At 56.2% G+C, this 20,355-nt stretch carries 18 protein-coding genes; 1 reads left to right on the top strand and 17 read right to left on the bottom strand.

The genetic code is table 11. The features are described 5' to 3' along the window. Window positions 1-54: 54 nt before the first annotated feature. From NL123_RS15605 to cysD, 4 genes are all read right to left on the bottom strand, one after another. On the bottom strand, window positions 55-810 hold the full coding sequence (locus NL123_RS15605; protein ID WP_494358239.1) for an SDR family NAD(P)-dependent oxidoreductase: 756 nt from the start codon (window positions 808-810) through the stop codon (window positions 55-57). A gap of 67 nt (window positions 811-877) precedes the next feature. Further along, window positions 878-1,609, bottom strand: a complete 732-nt coding sequence (locus tag NL123_RS15600) for an SDR family NAD(P)-dependent oxidoreductase (RefSeq protein WP_494358238.1) — start codon at window positions 1,607-1,609, stop codon at window positions 878-880. A gap of 78 nt (window positions 1,610-1,687) precedes the next feature. Further along, complete coding sequence (gene cysN / locus NL123_RS15595) at window positions 1,688-3,592, bottom strand: sulfate adenylyltransferase subunit CysN (RefSeq protein ID WP_494358237.1); 1,905 nt, start codon at window positions 3,590-3,592, stop codon at window positions 1,688-1,690. Beyond that, on the bottom strand, window positions 3,592-4,551 hold the full coding sequence (cysD, locus tag NL123_RS15590) for a sulfate adenylyltransferase subunit CysD (protein WP_494358236.1): 960 nt from the start codon (window positions 4,549-4,551) through the stop codon (window positions 3,592-3,594). The genes cysN and cysD overlap by 1 nt, the downstream gene beginning before the upstream one ends. 303 nt (window positions 4,552-4,854) lie before the next feature. Between cysD and NL123_RS15585 the strand changes: the two genes are divergently transcribed. Next, window positions 4,855-5,733 (top strand): VOC family protein, encoded by an 879-nt coding sequence (locus tag NL123_RS15585; RefSeq protein WP_494358235.1) that lies wholly within the window; start codon window positions 4,855-4,857, stop codon window positions 5,731-5,733. A gap of 10 nt (window positions 5,734-5,743) precedes the next feature. Here NL123_RS15585 and NL123_RS15580 read toward each other — a convergent pair whose 3' ends face one another. From NL123_RS15580 to NL123_RS15520, 13 genes are all read right to left on the bottom strand, one after another. Continuing rightward, a complete protein-coding gene (locus tag NL123_RS15580) occupies window positions 5,744-6,952 on the bottom strand; it encodes an MFS transporter (protein WP_494358234.1) in 1,209 nt (402 codons plus the stop codon). Beyond that, the gene (locus tag NL123_RS15575; RefSeq protein WP_494358233.1) at window positions 6,949-7,353 is read right to left on the bottom strand and encodes a nuclear transport factor 2 family protein; all 405 of its coding nucleotides are present in this window, start codon (window positions 7,351-7,353) and stop codon (window positions 6,949-6,951) included. The genes NL123_RS15580 and NL123_RS15575 overlap by 4 nt, the downstream gene beginning before the upstream one ends. Window positions 7,354-7,381: 28 nt before the next feature. After that, window positions 7,382-8,152: an SDR family NAD(P)-dependent oxidoreductase gene (locus NL123_RS15570; protein ID WP_494358232.1), complete on the bottom strand. Its 771-nt coding sequence runs from the start codon at window positions 8,150-8,152 to the stop codon at window positions 7,382-7,384. Window positions 8,153-8,226: 74 nt separating this feature from the next. Next, window positions 8,227-9,624, bottom strand: coding sequence for a DUF1329 domain-containing protein (locus NL123_RS15565; protein WP_494358231.1), 1,398 nt, complete (start codon window positions 9,622-9,624; stop codon window positions 8,227-8,229). Between the two features lie 24 nt (window positions 9,625-9,648). After that, the gene (locus NL123_RS15560) at window positions 9,649-11,196 is read right to left on the bottom strand and encodes a DUF1302 domain-containing protein (protein ID WP_494358230.1); all 1,548 of its coding nucleotides are present in this window, start codon (window positions 11,194-11,196) and stop codon (window positions 9,649-9,651) included. Window positions 11,197-11,485: 289 nt separating this feature from the next. Then, the gene (locus NL123_RS15555) at window positions 11,486-12,640 is read right to left on the bottom strand and encodes an LLM class flavin-dependent oxidoreductase (protein WP_494358229.1); all 1,155 of its coding nucleotides are present in this window, start codon (window positions 12,638-12,640) and stop codon (window positions 11,486-11,488) included. 235 nt (window positions 12,641-12,875) lie between these two features. Beyond that, complete coding sequence (locus tag NL123_RS15550; RefSeq protein WP_494358228.1) at window positions 12,876-14,312, bottom strand: NAD(P)(+) transhydrogenase (Re/Si-specific) subunit beta; 1,437 nt, start codon at window positions 14,310-14,312, stop codon at window positions 12,876-12,878. Continuing rightward, window positions 14,312-14,632: an NAD(P) transhydrogenase subunit alpha part 2 gene (locus NL123_RS15545; protein WP_494358227.1), complete on the bottom strand. Its 321-nt coding sequence runs from the start codon at window positions 14,630-14,632 to the stop codon at window positions 14,312-14,314. Before NL123_RS15545 ends, NL123_RS15550 begins: the two co-directional genes overlap by 1 nt. 15 nt (window positions 14,633-14,647) lie before the next feature. After that, the gene (locus tag NL123_RS15540; RefSeq protein WP_494358226.1) at window positions 14,648-15,769 is read right to left on the bottom strand and encodes a Re/Si-specific NAD(P)(+) transhydrogenase subunit alpha; all 1,122 of its coding nucleotides are present in this window, start codon (window positions 15,767-15,769) and stop codon (window positions 14,648-14,650) included. Window positions 15,770-15,857: 88 nt separating this feature from the next. After that, window positions 15,858-18,194 carry an efflux RND transporter permease subunit gene (locus NL123_RS15535; protein ID WP_494358311.1) on the bottom strand — a complete coding sequence of 779 codons (2,337 nt, stop codon included), beginning with the start codon at window positions 18,192-18,194 and terminating at the stop codon, window positions 15,858-15,860. Window positions 18,195-18,252: 58 nt separating this feature from the next. Continuing rightward, window positions 18,253-19,323 carry a WD40/YVTN/BNR-like repeat-containing protein gene (locus tag NL123_RS15530; RefSeq protein WP_494358225.1) on the bottom strand — a complete coding sequence of 357 codons (1,071 nt, stop codon included), beginning with the start codon at window positions 19,321-19,323 and terminating at the stop codon, window positions 18,253-18,255. A gap of 117 nt (window positions 19,324-19,440) precedes the next feature. Continuing rightward, on the bottom strand, window positions 19,441-19,896 hold the full coding sequence (locus NL123_RS15525; RefSeq protein ID WP_494358224.1) for a nuclear transport factor 2 family protein: 456 nt from the start codon (window positions 19,894-19,896) through the stop codon (window positions 19,441-19,443). 62 nt (window positions 19,897-19,958) lie between these two features. After that, the gene (locus NL123_RS15520; protein WP_494358223.1) at window positions 19,959-20,348 is read right to left on the bottom strand and encodes a nuclear transport factor 2 family protein; all 390 of its coding nucleotides are present in this window, start codon (window positions 20,346-20,348) and stop codon (window positions 19,959-19,961) included. Window positions 20,349-20,355: the final 7 nt, after the last annotated feature.

Here is a 20,355-nt window from a genome sequence, read left to right as displayed (position 1 = left end):
TGACGGACTCCATTTTCTTATAATTCTGCTCGGCTATCGCGTATGAATGTCCGTTCAGGACATGGTCTGCCCACCATCGATGGAGAAGTCGATGCCGGTGACGTAACGCGCTTCATCAGAGGCCAGGTAAGCGACAGCGGCAGCGATTTCCTCGGGCTCGGCAATGGCTGACAGCGGGTACAGCTTGGCCATCAATTTTTCATCGATGTCTTTCGGGAACTGGATCGTGGCGTGGATGTTGGTGTTTACCCCGCCCGGACAAATCGCATTGGCCCGCACACCATCAGCGGCGAACTCGACGGCAATGCTGGTGGTCAACGCGACAACCGCAGCTTTGGAAGCACAATAGGCCGCCAGATAAGCCTGGCCTTGCTTGGCCGAGGCTGAAGACATATTGATAATATTGCCTTTACTGGCAATCAGGGCCGGAATCGCCGCTTGGGAAATGGCAAATACGCTGTCCAGGTTAATGGTCAGCATTCGCCGCCATAGGGTGTCGGTCATCTCCGTGAAGTGCCACCCCCCGGCAATGCCGGCAATGTTGCACAACACATCGAGGCGATCGAAATGAGCCACCGCCCGTGCAACCATTTCCCGGCAACTTTGCATGTCGGTCGCGTCAAAGGCAAAACAGGCGACCTCGGTCCCATGAGCTTCTCGCAACTGTGTGGCGACAGTCTCAAGGCCCGCAGCATTGATGTCTGCCAGCACCAGCTTTGCGCCCTCTTGCGCCAGGCGCACTGCACTGGCACGACCAATACCGGAGGCTGCCCCCGTCACAAGCGCTACTTTCCCGTTGAAACGTTGCATGTCTTGCTCCTCATCTTATTATTATGGCCAGCTTGCAGCCCTGTATCCCTGACGCGTCCGGGCTGGATCAATCGATTACCGAATAACCACCGTCGACCACCAAGGTATGACCGGTGATGTAACTGGCCGAAGGCGAACAGAGAAACATGATTGGCTCGGCCATTTCCTGCGGCGTAGCCCAACGTCCCAGGGGGGTTTTGTCACTGACCACCTTGGCCCAATAAGGATTGTCCGCGTAGGTCGCGGTCATGCTGGTCGGCACCGAACCTGCAGCAATCGCATTGACCCGGATATTCTCCTTCGCCCAGGCCACCGCCAGGGTTTTCGTCAGTTGCACGACCCCAGCCTTCGCGGCGCCGTAACCTGGCAGATGCGGACTACCAAAATAGGACATCATCGAGGCGATATTGATGATGCTGGCGCCCCCTGCAAGCACACTTTTGCTTAGCGTGTGCCGCAGCGCTGCACTCAACTCGTAGACTGCATTAAGATTGACTTGAACGGCTTCGGCAAAATCAGCGTCGGGCATGATATGCCCTGCGTTATTGATCAGGATGTCGACAGACTTGACCGCACCCGCAAAGTCCGCAATTGAGCCTTTGTTATTCAGCTGCAGGCAGTGGTAATCAAGACCACTCAAATCCACATCCGGATACTCACCCATCGCCGCACGTTGTCCGGTAATGGCCACCTTTGCACCGGCAGCCAGAAATGACCTGGCGGTTGCCAGACCGATGCCACTGGTGCCGCCGGTGACGATGACATTCAACTGGTTAAAGTCGAAGACGATTCCGCTCATCCACAATTCTCCATCTGCGTGATCGATACGGCCCAGATAGGTCTGAAGACGTTTCCGGGCAGTTCAGGCTCGACGCACTTAGGTCAGGATGCCCATGGTGCGCAGGTGTTCGACAATACGCTCCGCCGCATCTTCGGGCGATAGCGAGGTGGTGTCGATACGCAGCTCTGGGTTCTGTGGCGCTTCATACGGCGAGTCGATACCGGTGAAATTCTTCAGGTCGCCACGCCGTGCTTTTTTGTACAAGCCTTTCGGATCACGCTCCTCGGCTACCCCTAATGGTGTGTCGACGAACACTTCGCAGAACTCACCTTCCTGCATCAGGCTGCGGGCCATATCACGTTCGGTTCGGAACGGAGAGATGAACGAAACCAGGGTGATCAAACCGGCATCCAGCATCAGCTTCGAGACTTCGGCGACTCGACGGATGTTCTCCACTCGATCCGCTTCGGTGAAACCGAGATCTTTGTTCAAACCGTGACGCACATTGTCGCCGTCCAGCAAGTACGTATGGCGACCCAATGCATGCAGGCGTTTCTCTACAAAGTTGGCGATGGTCGATTTGCCGGCACCGGACAAACCGGTGAACCAGACGACCGCAGGACGCTGCCCCTTCAGCTTCGCGTGCGCGGCTTTATTGACCTCGATGGCCTGCCAGTGAATATTCTGCGAACGGCGCAAGGCGAAGTGCAACATCCCCGCAGCGACCGTCGTGTTGCTGGCCCGGTCGATGATGATGAAGCTGCCCATGTCACGGTTTTCGGCGTAGGGGTCAAACGCGACGGCCTGATCCAGGCTGAGGTTGCACACACCGATTTCGTTGAGCTCGAGGGTCTTGGCCGCCAAGTGTTCAAGGGTGTTTACATTGACCTTGTACTTGGGCGGGGCAATGGTCATGGTCACGGTCTTGGCACCGATTTTCATCAAGTACTGACGCCCAGGCACCAATGCCTCATCACTCATCCAGACCAGATTGGCTTCAAACTGGTCCGCCACCGACGCCGGTGCATCGACCGTAACGATGGCATCGCCACGGCTGATATCGACTTCATCCGCCAAGGTCAGGGTGATCGACTGTCCCGCCACAGCAATCGGCAGGTCACCGGTGTAAGTGACGATACGTTTGACCGTACTCTCACGTCCGGATGGCAGGACACGAATACGGTCGCCCGGTTTGATCGCACCGCCGAGGATACGCCCCGAGAAACCCCGGAAATCCAGGTTCGGACGGTTGACCCATTGCACAGGCATACGGAAAGGACCACGAATCAACAGATCATTGTCGATCTCGACGGTTTCCAGGTACTCCATCAGTGTCGGGCCATCGTACCAAGGCGTTTTAGGGCTCTTGTCGATGATGTTGTCACCCTTGAGGGCCGACATCGGAATGGCCTGGAACTGTTCGATACCAATCTGTTGGGCGAATGCGCGGTAGTCAGCGACTATCTCGTCGTATCGCGCTTGGGAATAATCGACCATATCCAGTTTATTGATCGCCAGCACCACATGCCGGATACCGATCAACGACACCAGATAGCTGTGTCGGCGGCTCTGAGTCAGCACGCCACGACGAGCGTCGATCAGGATGACCGCCACATCGGCGGTCGAAGCCCCGGTCACCATGTTACGGGTGTATTGCTCGTGACCTGGGGTATCTGCAACGATGAATTTTCGGCGGTCGGTGGAGAAAAACCGATAAGCCACATCGATGGTGATGCCCTGCTCGCGCTCGGCGGCCAAGCCGTCTACCAACAATGCGAAGTCCAGGTCACCGCCTTGGGTACCGACTTTCTTGGAGTCAGCTTCCAGTGCAGAAAGTTGGTCCTCAAAGAGCATCTTCGATTCATAAAGCAACCGGCCGATCAGGGTACTTTTGCCGTCATCGACACTGCCGCACGTAATGAAGCGCAGCAAGCTTTTGTGCTGGTGGGCATGCAGATACTGTTCGATATCCTCGCCAATCAAATCGGAAACGTGTGCCATTAGAAGTACCCCTCTTGTTTTTTCTTCTCCATAGAGCCGCTTGAGTCATGGTCGATCATGCGACCCTGGCGCTCAGAGGTTTTCGCCAGGAGCATTTCCTGGATAATTTCCGGCAATGTCGAAGCCGTACTCTCGACTGCACCTGTCAGGGGGTAGCAACCCAAAGTGCGAAAGCGCACGCTTTTCATCATCGGCGTTTCGCCTGGAAGCAATGGCATACGATCGTCATCAACCATGATCAACGTACCGTCGCGTTCGACCACGGGACGCTCTTTGGCGAAGTACAGCGGTACCAGTTCGATATTTTCCAGATAGATGTACTGCCAGATATCCAGTTCGGTCCAGTTCGACAGAGGGAATACCCGAATGCTCTCGCCTTTGTTTTTGCGAGAGTTGTACAACCGCCAGAGTTCTGGCCGCTGCATTTTCGGATCCCAGCGATGCTGAGCCGAGCGGAACGAGAAGATGCGTTCCTTGGCTCGCGATTTCTCTTCGTCGCGACGCGCACCACCGAAGGCCGCATCAAAACCGTACTTGTCCAGCGCCTGCTTGAGACCTTGGGTTTTCCAAATATCAGTGTGTAGCGAAGAACCGTGATCGAAAGGATTGATGTTCTTCTCCACCCCTTCCGGATTGATATGCACCAACAGATTCATACCCAGCTTGTCCGCAGTCTTGTCGCGGAACTCGATCATCTCGCGGAACTTCCACGTGGTGTCCACGTGAAGGAACTGGAACGGCGGTTTGGAAGGATAAAAAGCCTTCATTGCCAAATGCAGCATTACCGAACTATCTTTACCGATGGAGTACATCATCACCGGGTTTTCACTGTCCGATACCGCTTCGCGCATGATATCGATGCTTTCGGCCTCAAGACGCTGCAAGTGAGTCAGTGTTGCGCTTGGGAGCACGCGCGCTTGCGAATGCTCGGCCAATGGTTCTCTATTTTCGACGTTCATGCCCGAGCTCTCTCCTGGCTGATTTCCACTCACGCCTATCTCCGTCACGACCACTTGAGTGGTTCGCCGACGACAGGCCTTTGAATGGAAAGTACGGCAATGGAGCGCTTCATCCATCGTCCGTCCGGACTACTTTTGGGAGCGATTGAGTCGGGTATGCAACGATAAGCTGAACGTTGTTTTGTTAGTCCAATCGGACGATGGCCGAAGAACACAAAAGAGGGATTTTCGACGCGCGCGTGAAGCTGACTTGCCGACCGGCAGGTTACTCGTCTTCAGCCCTGATCAATAAAGAGAGAAGCGATGAATATTCAGTTCAAGGCCAGAGGCTTGTGCGTCAGCGATCTCAAACAATCCGTGCGCTTCTATGAAGACGCCTTGGATTTTACGCCGCAACTCTCACCGCACGCACTGGACCTGGCCAGCCTTCCAGGCAGCGGCGAACTCGACAATGCTCAAGGCCGCATTCAAAGCATACGCGACGCTCAAGGAATCGAGTTGACACTGGTTGAAGTCAATAACCCACACTCCTCGGGTACGCTGGAACGACGCCCGAACAATCAGTATGGCCTGACACACCTGGCATTCTGGGTAGCTGATATTCAGCGCAGTGCAGAACGGATTTATGCCGCAGGTGGCAGGATCTACCCACACACCCTTGCATTTTTTTTCGAGGCAAAGGTCACCATGATGTATGCCACCGATCCGAATGGGATACGTATCGAACTCATGCATAGCCCGGGAGAAGAGGATCGTTTTTCGCATTCAGGAATGTGTACCTCAGCGATAGAGCCTGCCCTGGACTTCTATTCGCAACTCAACTTTGCCAAAGCCGAACGTTTCGATCTGCAAGGCAAGTGGTTGGACATCATCAATGAACTGGTGAATGTTCGACTCAGTGCGCAGATGGTCCGAAACGTCCAGGGCGACACGCTCGAGCTGCTCCAGATTGACCATCCACCCTGCTTCGGCGCGCTCGAACGCGCGCCATTGGAAAGTTACGGTTTCAACTTTCTGATCCTGACCGCTGCTGACCTCGCCAGTGCTGCCGACGCGATTCAGGCAAGAGGCGGTATTGTTCGCTTCCGCGCACAGGATCAACACGGTCTTTGCGGTTTGTCCTGCAGTGACCCGAACGGCATCCGCCTGGAAATACTCAGGCGTCAGCCGTACTCATTGTGATTCAGCTGACCTACGAAGACGGCGCCTCGGCAGCCGCCGCCGACTGGTCTCGCCTTTCACCCCGCAACAGGATGAGCAACGCAAAAACCGCCAGCAGTATGCCGATCCCTACCACCGCCGCATGACGTCCGAATAATGCGGCCAAAGGCGCCATAAGCAGTGGGTTGAGGAAACTGCCAAAGAACATTGCGCTGTACATGACGCCAACGGCTCGTCCACGCTGGCTTTCGCTGGCGCGGTCCAACACCAGATTGACAAGATGCGGAGTCAGAACTCCAGCCCCCAGGCCCGTCATGGCACACCCCAGGCCGGCTACCCATGCCCCATTGGACAAGCCCAATACCACATGCCCAATCGAAAGCGCGATAAGCCCGAGAAAAAACACGTGGCGCTTGCTCAACCAGCTCCGCAGAAAACCGTACCCGGATGCCCCTATCGTGTTGGCCAGCGCTGACATCGCAAGCACCAGCGCCAGGATCGTCGGTTTGGACACTCCACTGTCCGCCAGCAGAAACGACGTTTGCGTGCTGCTGGTGAATATGGCGGCGAACAATGGAATGAAGCCCAGATACAACGGGATCAGACTACGGATCGAGCCCTTTTCTCTCGCTTTATAGTCCACGACGACAGGGGCTTTGGGGATCACCACCATGGATAACAGCAGCAGCGGCACGCCGAGCAAGTAGAAGCTGAACGGCAGCCTCCAGCCGGCCAATTGGCCAATATATCCGGCCAATAACATCGACAACAAACCCATCAACGCACCGCACGCAGACTGATAGCCGACTATTCGATTGCGCGATTGGGCATCGAAACTTTCGCCGATCAGGACCAGTGTGGACGTACCTAATCCCGCCGCCGCGATCCCCAGAAAAAAGCGACTGAGCAACAAGCTCAAGGCACTGTCCAGATACAAGCCTGCCGACCCGGTAAGCGCATAGATTCCGGCACAGACAATCAGTAAACATCTTGCTCCCAGCCGGTCGACCAACCATCCCGTCAGCGGGCCGCCCACCATTAAGCCGATGCTCGGAATCATCATCACCAGCTGCGCCATCAATGCCGCCTCGCCAGGATCTCCGCCCAAATAGCCAGCCAGCTCCGGCAGTACCGGACTGACAGCGGTGTACAACAATGCCATTGCCGGTGCACTGGCCAGCAAAACAGGCATTGCCCAAGAACGCGCAGTTGACTGCGTTTGGATCGTGGAGTCCTTCATTTCAGAGCCTCTGCCGTGCGCATATTGGCTTGACTCCATATCGCAACCAACGAACCAAATCGCCCTTGTTCATCGAAATGAGCGATATCCAGCGTGTCGACCTCGAACGGTGGATCAACACGATCACAGATAGCCGTAAAGGCACAGGCGGCGTGTTCATTGTGAATTCGCACTGGCCCTTCCGGTTCTAAACGGATGCGCCCACCCACGCCGATAAAGCTGCGCTGAAAAAAATCGCGGATCGCCGTATGTCCACGATATTCGGTTCCTATCGGGTCCTCCAATAACGCATCCGGTGCAAACAACGCTACAACACCCTCAACGTCTCCTTCACTCAGGCAAAAAGCATAACGCTCGAACATCTGGCGAATATGCTCGACACTTGGAATAACCTTGGCCATGACTAGCTCCTAAGAATCATTGGATGATCTATCCCACCACCGAATATCCGCCGTCGACCGGGAGCGTTTGCCCAGTGATAAATGCAGCAGCGGAGCTGGTTAAAAAGAGAACCGCACCGGTGATGTCTACCGGCTGGGCGACCCGCTTGAGCGGTGTACGCTCAATGAACGGCTCAAGCGCTTGATGATTGGCGATGTGCTTCGACGTCATGCGAGTCTCGGTCAGGCCCGCCGCCACGGCATTGACTCGGATCCCCTGCCCGGCCCACGCAATGGCCAGTGTTTTGCTCAGTTGCACCAGACCGGCCTTGGCCGCGCCATAGCCAGGGACGGCCGGGTTGCCAAAGAACGATGTCATTGAGGCAATGCTGATCACGCTCGCACCTCCCGGCAGCGCACTGCCTGCCAGCTTCGGATGCAGCGCCAACGCAATGCGATAGAAGCTCGACAGATTGATCTGCACGGCGCGCTCAAACGCTTCGGGATCGAACTCACTGCCGCCCCCACCCGACAACGCAGCACCCGCGCAATGCACCAGGATGTCGAGTTGCGGCAAAGCACATGCGACATTTTCTATTTGCTCGTTATCAAGCATATTGAGTGGCAGATAGCGGTAACCGCTCAGATCTTCTGGATAATCGGCTGCCGCCGTACGCGTTCCGGTCACACATACTTGTGCACCCGCACTCTGGTAAGCCGCAGCGATCACGGCACCGATACCACTGGTTCCGCCTGTCACTAATACATGTCGACCACGATAATCGAAGGTCAGGTCCTGCCAGTCGATACGATTTATCACTGATGACGCTCCCGTTATGAAAATGCCCCGGACCGGCCGGGGCATTCTCGTATTAACTGTTCGGTGAACGGTCGTTAACGACCGGCACGAGCAGCCGCCTCAGGCGTAAACATGGCTGGAGTCATTCCCCCTTCGTTGAGTTTTGGCGCACCACGGCCCATGGTCATGCGGTCGACCAGATAGGCACCGGAGATCAGGTCATGGTGCCCGACTACGCCGTAGTAGTAGCCCTGGATCTCATAAGCGTATAGCCAGTTGGTCAGCACCGTACGCCAGAGTTGGCCGCGGCTGTCATACTCGTCCGCCATAACGCCCGACCACGTGTCCTCGTCGATGTAAATCACGCGCTTGGCATACTGATGCCTGAAACCGGGCTTGAGCGTGCCTTCCAGCACCCACACTCGATGCTTCTCAAAGCGCATTTTATCGGTATTGATATGGCCTTTATTTTTGAGCAACTCGTCGGTGGTCACATCGCTTTGGTGGATACGATAACTGTTCCAGGGCGTGTAGATTTCACGCTTTCCCGCGATTTTCCAGTCATACCGCTCTGGCGATCCGTTGAACAAATGGTCGTCATCCACCGTACGGAAGCCACCAGGCCCTTGCGGCATGTCGAAACCGAAAGAAGGCAGCTGGCGCACACGGCGCGTCCCAGGGTTGTATTGATAAGCATCCCGAGGGCGCTTGGCATAGTTGAAGTAGTCGCCCGCCACCAACACTGAGCCTTTATCACGCTGCGGAAGAAGGGTTTTGACGAAGCACCAGGAGTTCACGCCTCCATAAGGTTCCTCATTGGAGTCAGTGCTTCTTCGAACAGTCGGCTCTCCTCGCGGGGAGAGACAGCGCATATCCACCTCGCCCCATGCGGTATTACCGTCGGGATAAACGACGGCTTGCTGCTGGACCGAGGCCTCAGTCCAGGGTTGCAAGGAGGTGTTGTTGAAGTTCCAGAACAGTTCCAGCCCGGTTTTTGGAATCGGGAACGGAGGCGCTCCGGTGGTCGCGATGAAACCCTCACCGTTGTCGACCATTTCTGCTTGCGTCGCATTCTTTTCAGCTGTTGCACACACCCAATCCGGATAACGGAAATCACGATGACTGGCATAGACCGGGATCTTGAAGGTATCCGGGTATTTTTTCAGCAACGCTTGCTGGCCAGCCGTCAGGTTGTCGACATACTGGGCCATGTTCTGCGCAGTAATGATGAACTGTGGTTTTTCATCCGCGTACGGATCCGGCCAGTAGTGGCCCGTTCCAGGGAACTTGAGTTGTGGAGGAACCCCCAACCATTTACCGGAAAAAGCTGGAATCGATCCATCGGCATTGCCTTGTTTCTCGGCTCCGACACACGTCAGCTCGCCCTTCAACTTGGCGGCCTCATCGGCGGACACTTTTGCCCAGGCCGGATGTGCCACCGCAAAACTCAAACCAACGGCGACCACTACGGTACGAAGAACATTAATCGTCATCGTAAATCTCCTGTCCTTGTCTTGTTACAGGTCGTATTTGACGTTGATGGAGACGAAGTCTCTATCGGCCAGAGGCCGTTTCACCGGGTCTGGTGAACCGAGGAAAGCGTTGTAGGTCAACCCGACTTCCAGGTTGCTCAAATACTTGAACTTGGCGCCGACGCTGGCTCGCGAATCACCGTCGCCGCCAAACCCGAAGGTCCCGACTGAAGACTGATTGAACTGACGGCCATAGCTGACAGGCACCGACATGTCCCAGCCACTGAAAACGTCCGGGTATGTCATCGTCACCGTCATTTGCCCCATCTGAGCGTTACGATCACCCACCAGCTTGCCCTGATCTATGTCATTGACATGCAAAACTCCGACTTCCGCAGCCAAGGCAGTCTGCGGCGCAAGCCAGCTAGCGCCCCAGGTCCTGATTGTCGAGATCTGCGCTTGACTGGCAGAGCCACGAGAAACGCCGACTGTCGTGCTGGCGAGCGGCAAGCCATCCTTGTAACTGACCTCGCCCGACACCTGCCAATCACCGATACGGGTGGAGATACTCGCCCCTGTCAGGTCAATGTCTTCAAAGTATTTGACGGTATAGGTGCCAGCAATCGGGTTAACCAGAACACTTGGCAGTCGGTCGTGATAACGCAGCCGGTAAACGCCGACCTGGGTGTTCGGTGTCAGCATGTAGCGCATGCCAAGGCCCCACTGCCCGCTGTCGCGTGCATCCTCATCGCCGGTTCGCGCGAGCTTGCCAACGCTGGCCAGGTCACCTTCCGAGAATCGAAGGTAGCGTGCACCAGCCCCCACTACATCGGTGGTGGAAAAGTAATCCCCCACTGGCGACAGTTCGTACGGGTGGCTCTTGAATTGGTAATAGCTGAGCAACGTCCAGTCATTGAAGGAGAAGGTACCGGCGATTTGGCTTTCCGGGAGCAGTATTTCCTTGACTTCGGTTCCTGGCACGTTGGATTTCGTCGCATCCACCGGTCCCTGCACCGCAGAGATACCGGAGATAAACAGACTCTCACCCCACGCAACGACCTGATTACCGACTCGCAGATCGTAGAAACTACTATCACCTACTGCGCCGCCCGTGTAGGCATAAGCATCAAGGAGGCGACTACGCGATCCGCTGCGATCCTCGGCTTGAGATGAAAAGTGGTCTACTGGACCAAACTTGTTGATCGTGCCTGGCGAGTTGTTATCGTTCGAGGTGTTGTAAGCGAAATCGTAAAAGGTCGAGCCACGTAACATGACACCGGTGCCATCCTTGGAAATGTTCACTTCACCGATGGCACTGATGCGATTGTTGACGATGCTCCCTCGCTTGAAATTGCGATCACCGTCATCGCCGTTGATGTTGTTATTGATCAGGTCATTCGATTGTTTTTCAGCACGGACATTCAAGCCATAATTGAAGGTGGCGAGGTAGTCGACATTGATGCCGTCACCCAATTGGAAGTTCCCCGCATGGGCCGAGGACACGCCCATGGCGACAAAGGCACAGGTCACCATATTCAGCTTCAAACGCAGCCTCGCGCTGCCAGCGTTCGCCTTGCAATCTCTAGCGTTCATTTGAGTTTCGCCTCCGGGACAGTATTGAATTTATTTTTCGCCCTGGAACGCTTGTCAGCGATTTTTCAATGCTGACAAAGCCCCTGTGTAGTGATGCACTCCGACCTGTCCTCCGGACGTTCAGCGCTTTCTTATCAGCAGGTGCCGTTACTATTGCTTTGCCCCCCCCCCCTCACATCCTTCATTTGGACGAGGGAGGGAAATACCTTAAATTTATCCGCGCGACGCTCAAAAAACCATCTCAAAAAGCAACGTTGCTCTCGTCGGAGCAACGTCTAAACGCCTTTACTCAGGCCTCTGCAACGGTTTCCCGGCCTTTGACCAATGCATTGCGAAAATAAGGGATGACATGCTCGCCAATATTACGAATGGTCTCCAGTTGAGCCTCCTGCGGAATCGTCCCCATCTGGCAAATAAACAGAATTTCATCCGCGCCTGCATCCACGAGCCGTTGAACATAACCGATACAGTCAGCCACCGTGCCATACGCATGATTGGGGTTGAGCAACTCCAGTGACGGATCACTGAAGTCCACCGATACTTTTTCAGATCCCCACGACGTATTGAGTACAGTTTGCCCGCTTCCCGTGGTAGTCACATCCTCATCCCACTTCGATGGATCAGGCTTCTCCCCACCCGTGTACCAGTGAGCCAGAGACTCAAGGAAATAGCGCTGCCCCCGTATCCCAATCTTGCGGGCTGCCTGTCCGTCCTGCATGACGATCGCCGGGCAAAGGGCGGCCAAATGCTCGGTCGGACGAAAGCCTACTTGATCTTCAGCCTTGCGGTTGGCAAATGCTTCTCGATAGGTTGCGTTCTTTTTCGCGACCTCATCGGGACCGCCAAACCCGAGAACAAGCGCGCCAAGGCCACGCCCTCCCGCAGTCGCCAGACTGGTCGCATTAGTGCAGGCCATATACATCGGAGGATGCGGGAATTGGTAAGGTTTTGGATGGATGGGGCGTCGTGGAATTTTCACGAATTCGCCGTCATGTTCGATCTCGTCCTGAACAAACATCTTCGGGATCAGGTACATCATTTCGTCGATTTGCGGTTGCAGCTTGGCCAGGTCATAACCAAAGGTACCCGCTTCTTGCTGCGTACCGCCTTTACCCATACCGAAATGCACTCGACCTTTGGATAACAGATCGAGCGTAGAAATACGTTCAGCGATTTTTACCGGGTGGTTCATCGCCGGAGGCAAGCACACTACACCATGACCAATCCCGATTCGCTCAGTCTTGCCGGCGAGAAATGCCAGCAACGTTTCCGGTGCGCTCGAATGCGAATAGTTGCTCAGCGCTGTGTGTTCTACCGCCCATACCACATCAAAACCGAGCTTATCGGCCAGCACTACTTGCTCGACGGTATCGTCAAAAACCTTCCGGTCACCTTCGCGCGAAGAATCTGTGGTTTGTGCTTCATAAATTAACGAAAACTTCATGGTCTTTCTCCATATCGCTGGGCTCTACCTGTAGCGTCGCAACCGCTTTGTGGGTTCGTCGCTCAGAAGTTGCGCCCAGTATGGATAGCGTTAAATCTTTCGCGCATCGTCTGACTGGAGTAGTCAACTCGGCCGAGTTGAAGGTATGGATTAGCCGCGTAAAGGTTTTTTACCAGGTACTAGCCAGCCCGACCGGTATTGCGCCAGCGGGCGGCTAATGCTCTCGTAGAGGACCTTATTCGACGGCTTTGACCATGTCTTCGATGACTTTCTTGGCGTCGCCGAAGACCATCATGGTCTTGTCCAGGTAGAACAGCTCGTTATCCAGGCCGGCATAACCGCTGGCCATCGAGCGCTTGTTGACGATGATGGTCTTGGCCTTGAACGCTTCGAGGATTGGCATGCCGGCAATCGGCGAGTTCGGGTCGTTCTTGGCGGCCGGGTTGACCACGTCGTTCGCGCCCAGCACCAGCACCACGTCGGCCTGGCCGAACTCGGAGTTGATGTCTTCCATCTCGAACACCTGGTCGTAAGGCACTTCGGCCTCGGCGAGCAGCACGTTCATGTGCCCAGGCATACGGCCTGCAACCGGGTGGATCGCATACTTCACGGTGACACCGCGGTGGGTGAGCTTCTCGGTCAGTTCCTTGAGCGCGTGTTGCGCCCGAGCGACTGCCAGGCCGTAGCCTGGAACGATGATCACGGTGTCGGCGTTGGTCAGCAGGAAGGTCGCATCGTCGGCCGAACCGGATTTGACCGGGCGTGCTTCTTTGGAGCCCGTCGCGGCACCGGCATCCGGCGCATTGCCGAAACCACCGAGCAGTACATTAAAGAAGGAACGGTTCATCGCCTTGCACATGATGTACGAGAGGATCGCGCCGCTGGAGCCCACCAGCGAGCCGGCGATGATCAGCATCGAGTTGTTCAGCGAGAAGCCGATACCTGCTGCTGCCCAGCCGGAGTAACTGTTGAGCATCGACACCACCACCGGCATGTCCGCGCCGCCAATCGGGATGATGATCAGCACGCCCAGCACGAAGGCCAGGGCCAGCATCAGCGCGAAGGCCGTGAGGTTACCGGTGAACATAAAGGCCAGGCCCAGGCCCAGTGTCAGCAGGCCGAACACCAGGTTCAGCTTGTGCTGGCCGCTGAACTGTACCGGTGCGCCCTGGAATAGACGGAACTTGTACTTGCCCGACAGCTTGCCGAACGCGATCACCGAACCGGAGAATGTGATTGCGCCGATGGCCGCACCGAGGAACAGTTCCAGGCGGTTACCGGCCGGAATCGCATCGCCCAGGTGTTTGACGATGCCCAGGGATTGCGGCTCGACCACTGCGGCGATCGCGATGAACACGGCTGCCAGGCCGATCATGCTGTGCATGAACGCCACCAGCTCCGGCATCTTGGTCATCTCGACGCGCTTGGCCATGATCGAACCGGCGGTGCCACCGACCAGCAGGCCGACAATCACGTAGCCGATCCCGGCCGTGGCAAGCTCGGCGCCGAGTTTATAGATGAGGCCGACGGTAGTGAGCACCGCCAGCGCCATGCCGAGCATGCCGAACAGGTTGCCGCGCCCCGACGTGGTCGGGTGTGACAGGCCCTTCAGAGCCTGGATAAAGCAGATCGACGCAATCAGGTAGAGCGTCGTCACGAGATTCATGCTCATTACTTCGGCGCCTCTTCTTTTACTTTCGGGGCTTTCTTCTTGAACATCTCAAGCATGCGGCGCGTCACCAGGAAACCGCCGAACACGTTGACTGCCGCCAAGGCGACCGCCAGGGTGCCCATGGTCTTGCCCAGTGGGGTCACGGTGAGCGCTGCGGCGAGCATGGCGCCGACTATCACGATCGCGGAAATCGCGTTGGTCACGGCCATCAGCGGTGTGTGCAATGCAGGTGTGACGTTCCAGACCACGTGGTAACCGACATAAATCGCCAGCACAAAGATGATCAGGTTGTAGATACTGGGGGAGATAAGCTCTTCCATCGTCTGAATCCCTGTTTAGGCGTTTTTGCGAATGACTTGGCCGTCGCGGCACATCAGGCACGCGGCGACGATGTCGTCTTCGAGGTTGATTTCAAACTGCCCTTCCTTGTTGAAGACCAGCTTCAGGAAGTCCAGCAGGTTTCGCGCGTACAGGGCCGAGGCATCGGCGGCGACAGCGCCGGCGAGGTTGGTCGGGCCGCAAATGATCACGCCATTTTCCACTACCACCTGGTCGGCGACGGTCAACGGGCAGTTGCCGCCTTGCGCGGCGGCAAGGTCGATGACCACTGAGCCTGGCTTCATCTGTGCGACGGTGTCGGCGCTGAGCAAGATTGGCGCCTTGCGGCCGGGGATCAGGGCTGTCGTGATCACGATGTCGGCCTGCCTGGCGCGTTCGTGCACGGCCAGGGCCTGGCGCTGCATCCAGCTGGAGGGCATCGGGCGTGCGTAACCGCCGACGCCGACGGCGCACTCGCGCTCTTCGTCGGTTTCGTAAGGCACATCGACGAACTTGGCGCCGAGGGACTCGATCTGTTCTTTAACCGCTGGGCGTACGTCAGACGCTTCGATCACCGCACCCAGACGTTTCGCTGTTGCGATGGCCTGCAGGCCGGCAACGCCGGCGCCGAGAATCAGCACGCGGGCGGCTTTCACCGTACCTGCGGCGGTCATAAGCATGGGCATGAAACGCGGATAGTGATGAGCGGCAAGCAGCACGGCTTTATAACCGGCGATGTTGGCCTGGGACGACAGCACGTCGAGACTCTGGGCCCGCGAAGTGCGTGGCGCGGCTTCAAGCGCAAAAGCAGTGATGCCATGTTCGGCGAGCTTGGTAATGGTTTCATTGCTGAACGGATTGAGCATGCCCACCAGCACGGTGCCGCTTTTGATCAGCGCAAGTTCGCTGTCGCTGGGGGCAACCACCTTGAGAATAAGCTCGGCGCCAAACGCATCGTTGGCGCTGCCAATGGTCGCGCCTGCTGTTTCATAGGCACTGTCGACGATGCTGGCCTGGATGCCGGCCCCGCTTTGTACCGTGACCTTATGGCCTTGGCCGATCAGCTTCTTGATGGTTTCCGGGGTGGCAGCCACCCGCGTTTCACCGGCGAATGTCTCCCTCGGTATTGCGATATGCATAACGTCCTCGACTGAATGTTAAATAGAGGGCACAAGGGCGCATCGACAACAAAGTTGTCGATGCGCTGTGCTACCAGAAAAGTGTGTTTTACTTGGCGGAGACCGGAGCGTTAAGTTTGGTTTCAGCCTTGCTTCCGACGTTCAGCCAACTGGCAAATGCCGGCAGTAAAAGTACCGCGCCGAACATGTTCACCAGGAACATGAAGGCCAGCAAAATGCCCATGTCAGCCTGAAACTTCAGTGCGGAGAACGCCCAGGTGCCGACACCGACCGACATCGTCACGGCAGTGAACACCGCAGCCGTTCCCCGCTGACGCATTGCTTCATAAAAGGCAGAGCGCAAGTCATCCCCTTCGTCGAGATGATGCTTGATGCACTCGTAGAGATAGATCCCGTAATCCACGCCTACCCCGACACCCAGCGCGATGACCGGCAGCGTTGCGACTTTCAGGCCGATTCCCAGCTGCGCCATCAGCGCATTGCAGAGAATCGATACAATCGCCAGCGGCATGATGATGCACAGCACCGCCTTCCAGGAACGAAAGGTCAATAGACAAAGCAGTGTGATCGCACCGAAGATTGAAGCCAGCATGGTCACTTCGGCCTGCTCCACCGCTTCGTTGGTGGCAGCCATTACGCCGGCGTTGCCACCGGCCAGCCGGAACGACTGATCGACGCGAAACTCAACCCCCTCGGTCGGCTGCTCGGCGATGTAGCGTTTGATCTCCTTGGTCAGGTGATCAAGCGTCACGCCCTGGTGATCTTTGGTGTAGATCAACACTTGCATCGCCGTGCAACTGTCCGTATTCAAACCCAGGTCAGGGTTATAGGCCGCAGACCCCTGTTGCAATGCCTGACTGCTACGCGGTAGCGCCGCCCAACGCGGGTTACCTTCGTTGTTGGCTGCGATACCGACCTTGGCCAGGTCTGGCACGCTGACCACTGATTGCACACCGTAGACGCCCCGTAAGAACATTTCAAAACGATCGACGTTATTCATCACCGAGTAATACAGGCAGGCATCCCCCTCGAACCCCTTGGCTTCGACCACTACCGTCAGTACATCGACGCCAATGGCATAGTGGCTGACGATGGCCTCGTTATCCTGGTTATAACGTGAGTCGGCCCGCAGCTCTGGGGCGCCGCTACCGATATCGCCCACCGTAAGATGGCGCGACTCCAGCGTGCCCACCACCAACAGCGCCAGCCAAACCACGAAGACAGCCATGGCCGGACCTGGCCGCGTCACCGCCGACAGTTTCCACCAGACAGGATGACGACCGACCGGGTCGGTCTTGATGTTGCGGGCAGAACTCTCCAGACGCATTCTGGAAAGCAGTATCGGCAACATCATTTTGTTGGTGATGATCATCAATAGAACGCCCAGGCACGCGGTAATGCCCAGCTCGCGCACGCTATCGATCTGAATGCGCATGATCACCGCGAAGCCCAGTGCGTTGGTCAGCAAGGCCAACGCCCCGGGAATAAACAGCCGACGAAACGCCGAATGCGCGGCTGACAATGAGTCGGCACCGCCCAGCACCGCCTGCTTCCAGGCATTGGTCATCTGCACCGCGTGGGAAACGCCGATGGAGAAAATCAAAAACGGCACGAGAATAGACAACGGGTCGATGCCATAACCCAGCAGCGGCAACAAACCCAACAGCCAGATGACAGGCAACAGTGCTACCACCAGGGTCAGCAAGGTCAGGCGAAAGGAGCGGCAATAGAAAAACAGCAAGATTGCAGTGATCGCGAATGCAATCCCAAAAAACGCAATCACCCCAACCAAACCGTTGATAATCTCACCGATCAATACTGGAAAACCGATGATATTGACTTCAAGCTGATCGCTACTGAATTTGGCTCGAACCTTCTCCAATGCGGCCGCCACTTTTTCGTAATCGACCTTCTCGCCGGTTTGCGGATTGAGCTCCTGCAGATCGGCGCGAATCAGGGCCCCCTTCAAATCGATCTGCACCAGACGCCCAATGACACCAGAACGTGCCACGTTGCGCCGAACCACGGCAAGATCCTCGTCGGTTCCGCCAAACCGCGACGGAACCACCACATCACCGTAAAAGCCCTCTTCCGTCACTTCGATAAAGCGGGTGTCCGGGGTGAATAGCGAAGAGACCCTGGTGCGGTCCACGCCGGGAATGAAAAACACTTCATCGGTTGCTTCCCGCAAGGCTTGCAGAAATTCCTTGTTGTAGATGTCTCCTTCGCCTTTCCAGCGCAGATTGACCAATACCCGATTAGCCCCAGGAAACACCTTCAGGTAGTCGACGAAGGTCTGCATATAGGGATGTTGCAGCGGGATCATTTTATAGAAACCCGGGTCCAGCTTGATGCGTGTGGCTGTACCGGCAAAAACCAATGTCAGCAGCACGAACAGGATGAACAGCCAACGGCGGTGCGCCATCAATAGATCAGCGCAACGCTCGACGAAGATGGATTTTTTGTTATTCACGACACGTTCCTCATTCGACGGCTTTGCGTTGCACAGGCTGTTGTGCCTGCTGCGTAATACCCGCCGGACCGACGAATATCAGTCTTGCGTCAGTCGCTTCACTGACGCTTGAAAGGCTTTGCCCACCCCCGGCGTGCGTGCGTTTAAAGGTCTGGCCGTGATCTTGCGAGACAGTGACCACACCGCCCTCACCCACCAGCACAACGTTGCCTTCCCGAGTCTGGGTTCCGCCGTAAAGCGCCGCGGTAGTGCCCGAATTGATCTCTTTCCAGGTCACACCGAAATCCTGAGTGCGGTAAACCTTGCCACGCATGCCATACACCAGCCAGGTATCTGGCGACAGCGCGACCAAACCGAAAAACGAACCTTTGTAAAACTCTGGCAAGCGGGTCCAGGTCGCGCCCTGATCAGCAGACCTGGCGACCAACCCACTCTCGCCTACCAGCATCAGATGAGTCTCGCCGGCGCCGGAAAGTGCATACAAATGCCGGTCACCCAGCCCCGTATCGCGCGGCGTCCAGGACTTTCCCTGATCTGTCGAAGTGAGAAAACTGCCAAAACTGCCTATAGCGAAAAACGGCCCCTGCGCTGGCCCCCAGATATCAAGCAATACTTCTGAGGTTTCACCCATGAAGTTGGCCTCGTGCCAACTCTTGCCACCATCCTCGGTACGCAAAATCCAGTTGTCATGACCGACGGCAAAACCGAGTGCCGGGTTAGCAAAGAAAACTCTTGTCAGGGTCGAACCACGTTGCGGCTCGACGTTAGCGTCCTGCCAGCTCTTGCCTGCGCCCACACTGAAGAAAAGATGCCCCAACTCCCCGGCTGCAACCATTTGCCCATCAACTTGAATGGCACTGTTGATCAGCATGCGCTGCGGCTGGACCGTGGTCGCAGGGAAATGTGGGCTCGGCCGAGGTAAAAAGGAGACAACCGTGCCGATAGCAACCAGAAGAGCCATGGCCAAACCGCCCCAGACCCGACGCCCTCCCGAGTCGGGGGAGCGCAGGTCCAGCGGCGGTTGCCGACGAGCGCTTTGCGTAGCAGATTCATTGTTTATTATTGTTGACTGCTGATTCATGACTCCTCCTGATTAAGCATCGCCGAGCAGTCACGGATCACTGCATCGAAGGCTTACTGGAATGTGCCGTGCAGAGCCCACCTCTGCATCGTCCATCCGGAGTAGTCGCCCTAGGCGTCATGCTCCGCCTGGAGCATACGCGTACTTTCCATGGGCACTCAGGTCCCCGTACAAATCATTTGCGATTATCCGCTCGGAAAAACGCCAGACGTTATCAATTTTTTCGAACCGATCAATGTAGTCACCGCCAATGATCGGCTGCAGGGGCAATTGCGTGGTTTGTTGAAAGACCATCACATAGACATGGGCCATTGCCCGATTCGGGCCGTTGGGACGGATCTGCACGTTGCTCATCATATGCCGGGTACGCGGTCTGCCGTCATACAGGCGAACAAAATCCCTGAACAGCTCGGATAACAGCTTGGGGTTGTTGCTCACCGGAGCACTGCGTCCTGGAAGATGAACATCAGCCTGCGCGAACAACCTGCCAACACCATCAAGATCCCCCTGATCCAGGCGCGCCGCATATTCATAAATCAGGTTCTGGATTTCAAAATAGTCAGTCGCATCCACGGCATTCAAACCTTTAAAAGAAGTGTGCCTCCCAATGCAGGGGCAATACGGTATCAGTAGAACTAACCGGGCGTGACCAGCAAAAAATCATCAGGCCCGTAAAAAGACGCTCGTGAAATTATTTTTTCCGAGTCGTTGAAGCGAAACACGTCGATTCTCGAGTAGACCTCAAGCCCCCTGGCGGTAGGTGCCCACGTCTCCAGCACAATGGCCAAAGCGTTAGCCTGTGGAGCGCCCCGTATCGGCCCCTGAACTTTCAGAATGGTTTTCGCGGACATTGCTTTGTTATAGAAATCGGCGATGGCTGGTTTACCCACAACGGCCACCGATCCAACCGGATCTTCGATACTGGCATCATCGGCGAACAATGCGATAACCGACTCCGCATCCGCGCGCTCAAACCCGTCGACATAGCGTTGAAAAATGGCCGTCATTTGCTTTTTGTCGAGCATGAGTGCT

It is taken from the genome of Pseudomonas sp. FBCC-B1565 (assembly GCF_059133265.1).
Note: the sequence above shows the minus strand (reverse complement) of the source record. Positions and strands in the feature narration are given on the sequence as shown.

Excerpts from the sequence above, each read along its gene's own strand:
- NL123_RS15560 (WP_494358230.1), bottom strand. The coding sequence starts at position 11,196 with ATGAACGCTAGAGATTGCAAGGCGAACGCTGGCAGCGCGAGGCTGCGT.
- cysN (WP_494358237.1), bottom strand. The coding sequence starts at position 3,592 with ATGGCACACGTTTCCGATTTGATTGGCGAGGATATCGAACAGTATCTG.
- NL123_RS15600 (WP_494358238.1), bottom strand. The coding sequence starts at position 1,609 with ATGAGCGGAATCGTCTTCGACTTTAACCAGTTGAATGTCATCGTCACC.
- NL123_RS15540 (WP_494358226.1), bottom strand. The coding sequence starts at position 15,769 with ATGCATATCGCAATACCGAGGGAGACATTCGCCGGTGAAACGCGGGTG.
- cysD (WP_494358236.1), bottom strand. The coding sequence starts at position 4,551 with ATGAACGTCGAAAATAGAGAACCATTGGCCGAGCATTCGCAAGCGCGC.
- NL123_RS15565 (WP_494358231.1), bottom strand. The coding sequence starts at position 9,624 with ATGACGATTAATGTTCTTCGTACCGTAGTGGTCGCCGTTGGTTTGAGT.
- NL123_RS15545 (WP_494358227.1), bottom strand. The coding sequence starts at position 14,632 with ATGGAAGAGCTTATCTCCCCCAGTATCTACAACCTGATCATCTTTGTG.
- NL123_RS15585 (WP_494358235.1), top strand. The coding sequence starts at position 4,855 with ATGAATATTCAGTTCAAGGCCAGAGGCTTGTGCGTCAGCGATCTCAAA.
- NL123_RS15555 (WP_494358229.1), bottom strand. The coding sequence starts at position 12,640 with ATGAAGTTTTCGTTAATTTATGAAGCACAAACCACAGATTCTTCGCGC.
- NL123_RS15575 (WP_494358233.1), bottom strand. The coding sequence starts at position 7,353 with ATGGCCAAGGTTATTCCAAGTGTCGAGCATATTCGCCAGATGTTCGAG.
- NL123_RS15530 (WP_494358225.1), bottom strand. The coding sequence starts at position 19,323 with ATGAATCAGCAGTCAACAATAATAAACAATGAATCTGCTACGCAAAGC.
- NL123_RS15520 (WP_494358223.1), bottom strand. The coding sequence starts at position 20,348 with ATGCTCGACAAAAAGCAAATGACGGCCATTTTTCAACGCTATGTCGAC.
- NL123_RS15580 (WP_494358234.1), bottom strand. The coding sequence starts at position 6,952 with ATGAAGGACTCCACGATCCAAACGCAGTCAACTGCGCGTTCTTGGGCA.
- NL123_RS15550 (WP_494358228.1), bottom strand. The coding sequence starts at position 14,312 with ATGAGCATGAATCTCGTGACGACGCTCTACCTGATTGCGTCGATCTGC.
- NL123_RS15535 (WP_494358311.1), bottom strand. The coding sequence starts at position 18,194 with ATGGCGCACCGCCGTTGGCTGTTCATCCTGTTCGTGCTGCTGACATTG.
- NL123_RS15605 (WP_494358239.1), bottom strand. The coding sequence starts at position 810 with ATGCAACGTTTCAACGGGAAAGTAGCGCTTGTGACGGGGGCAGCCTCC.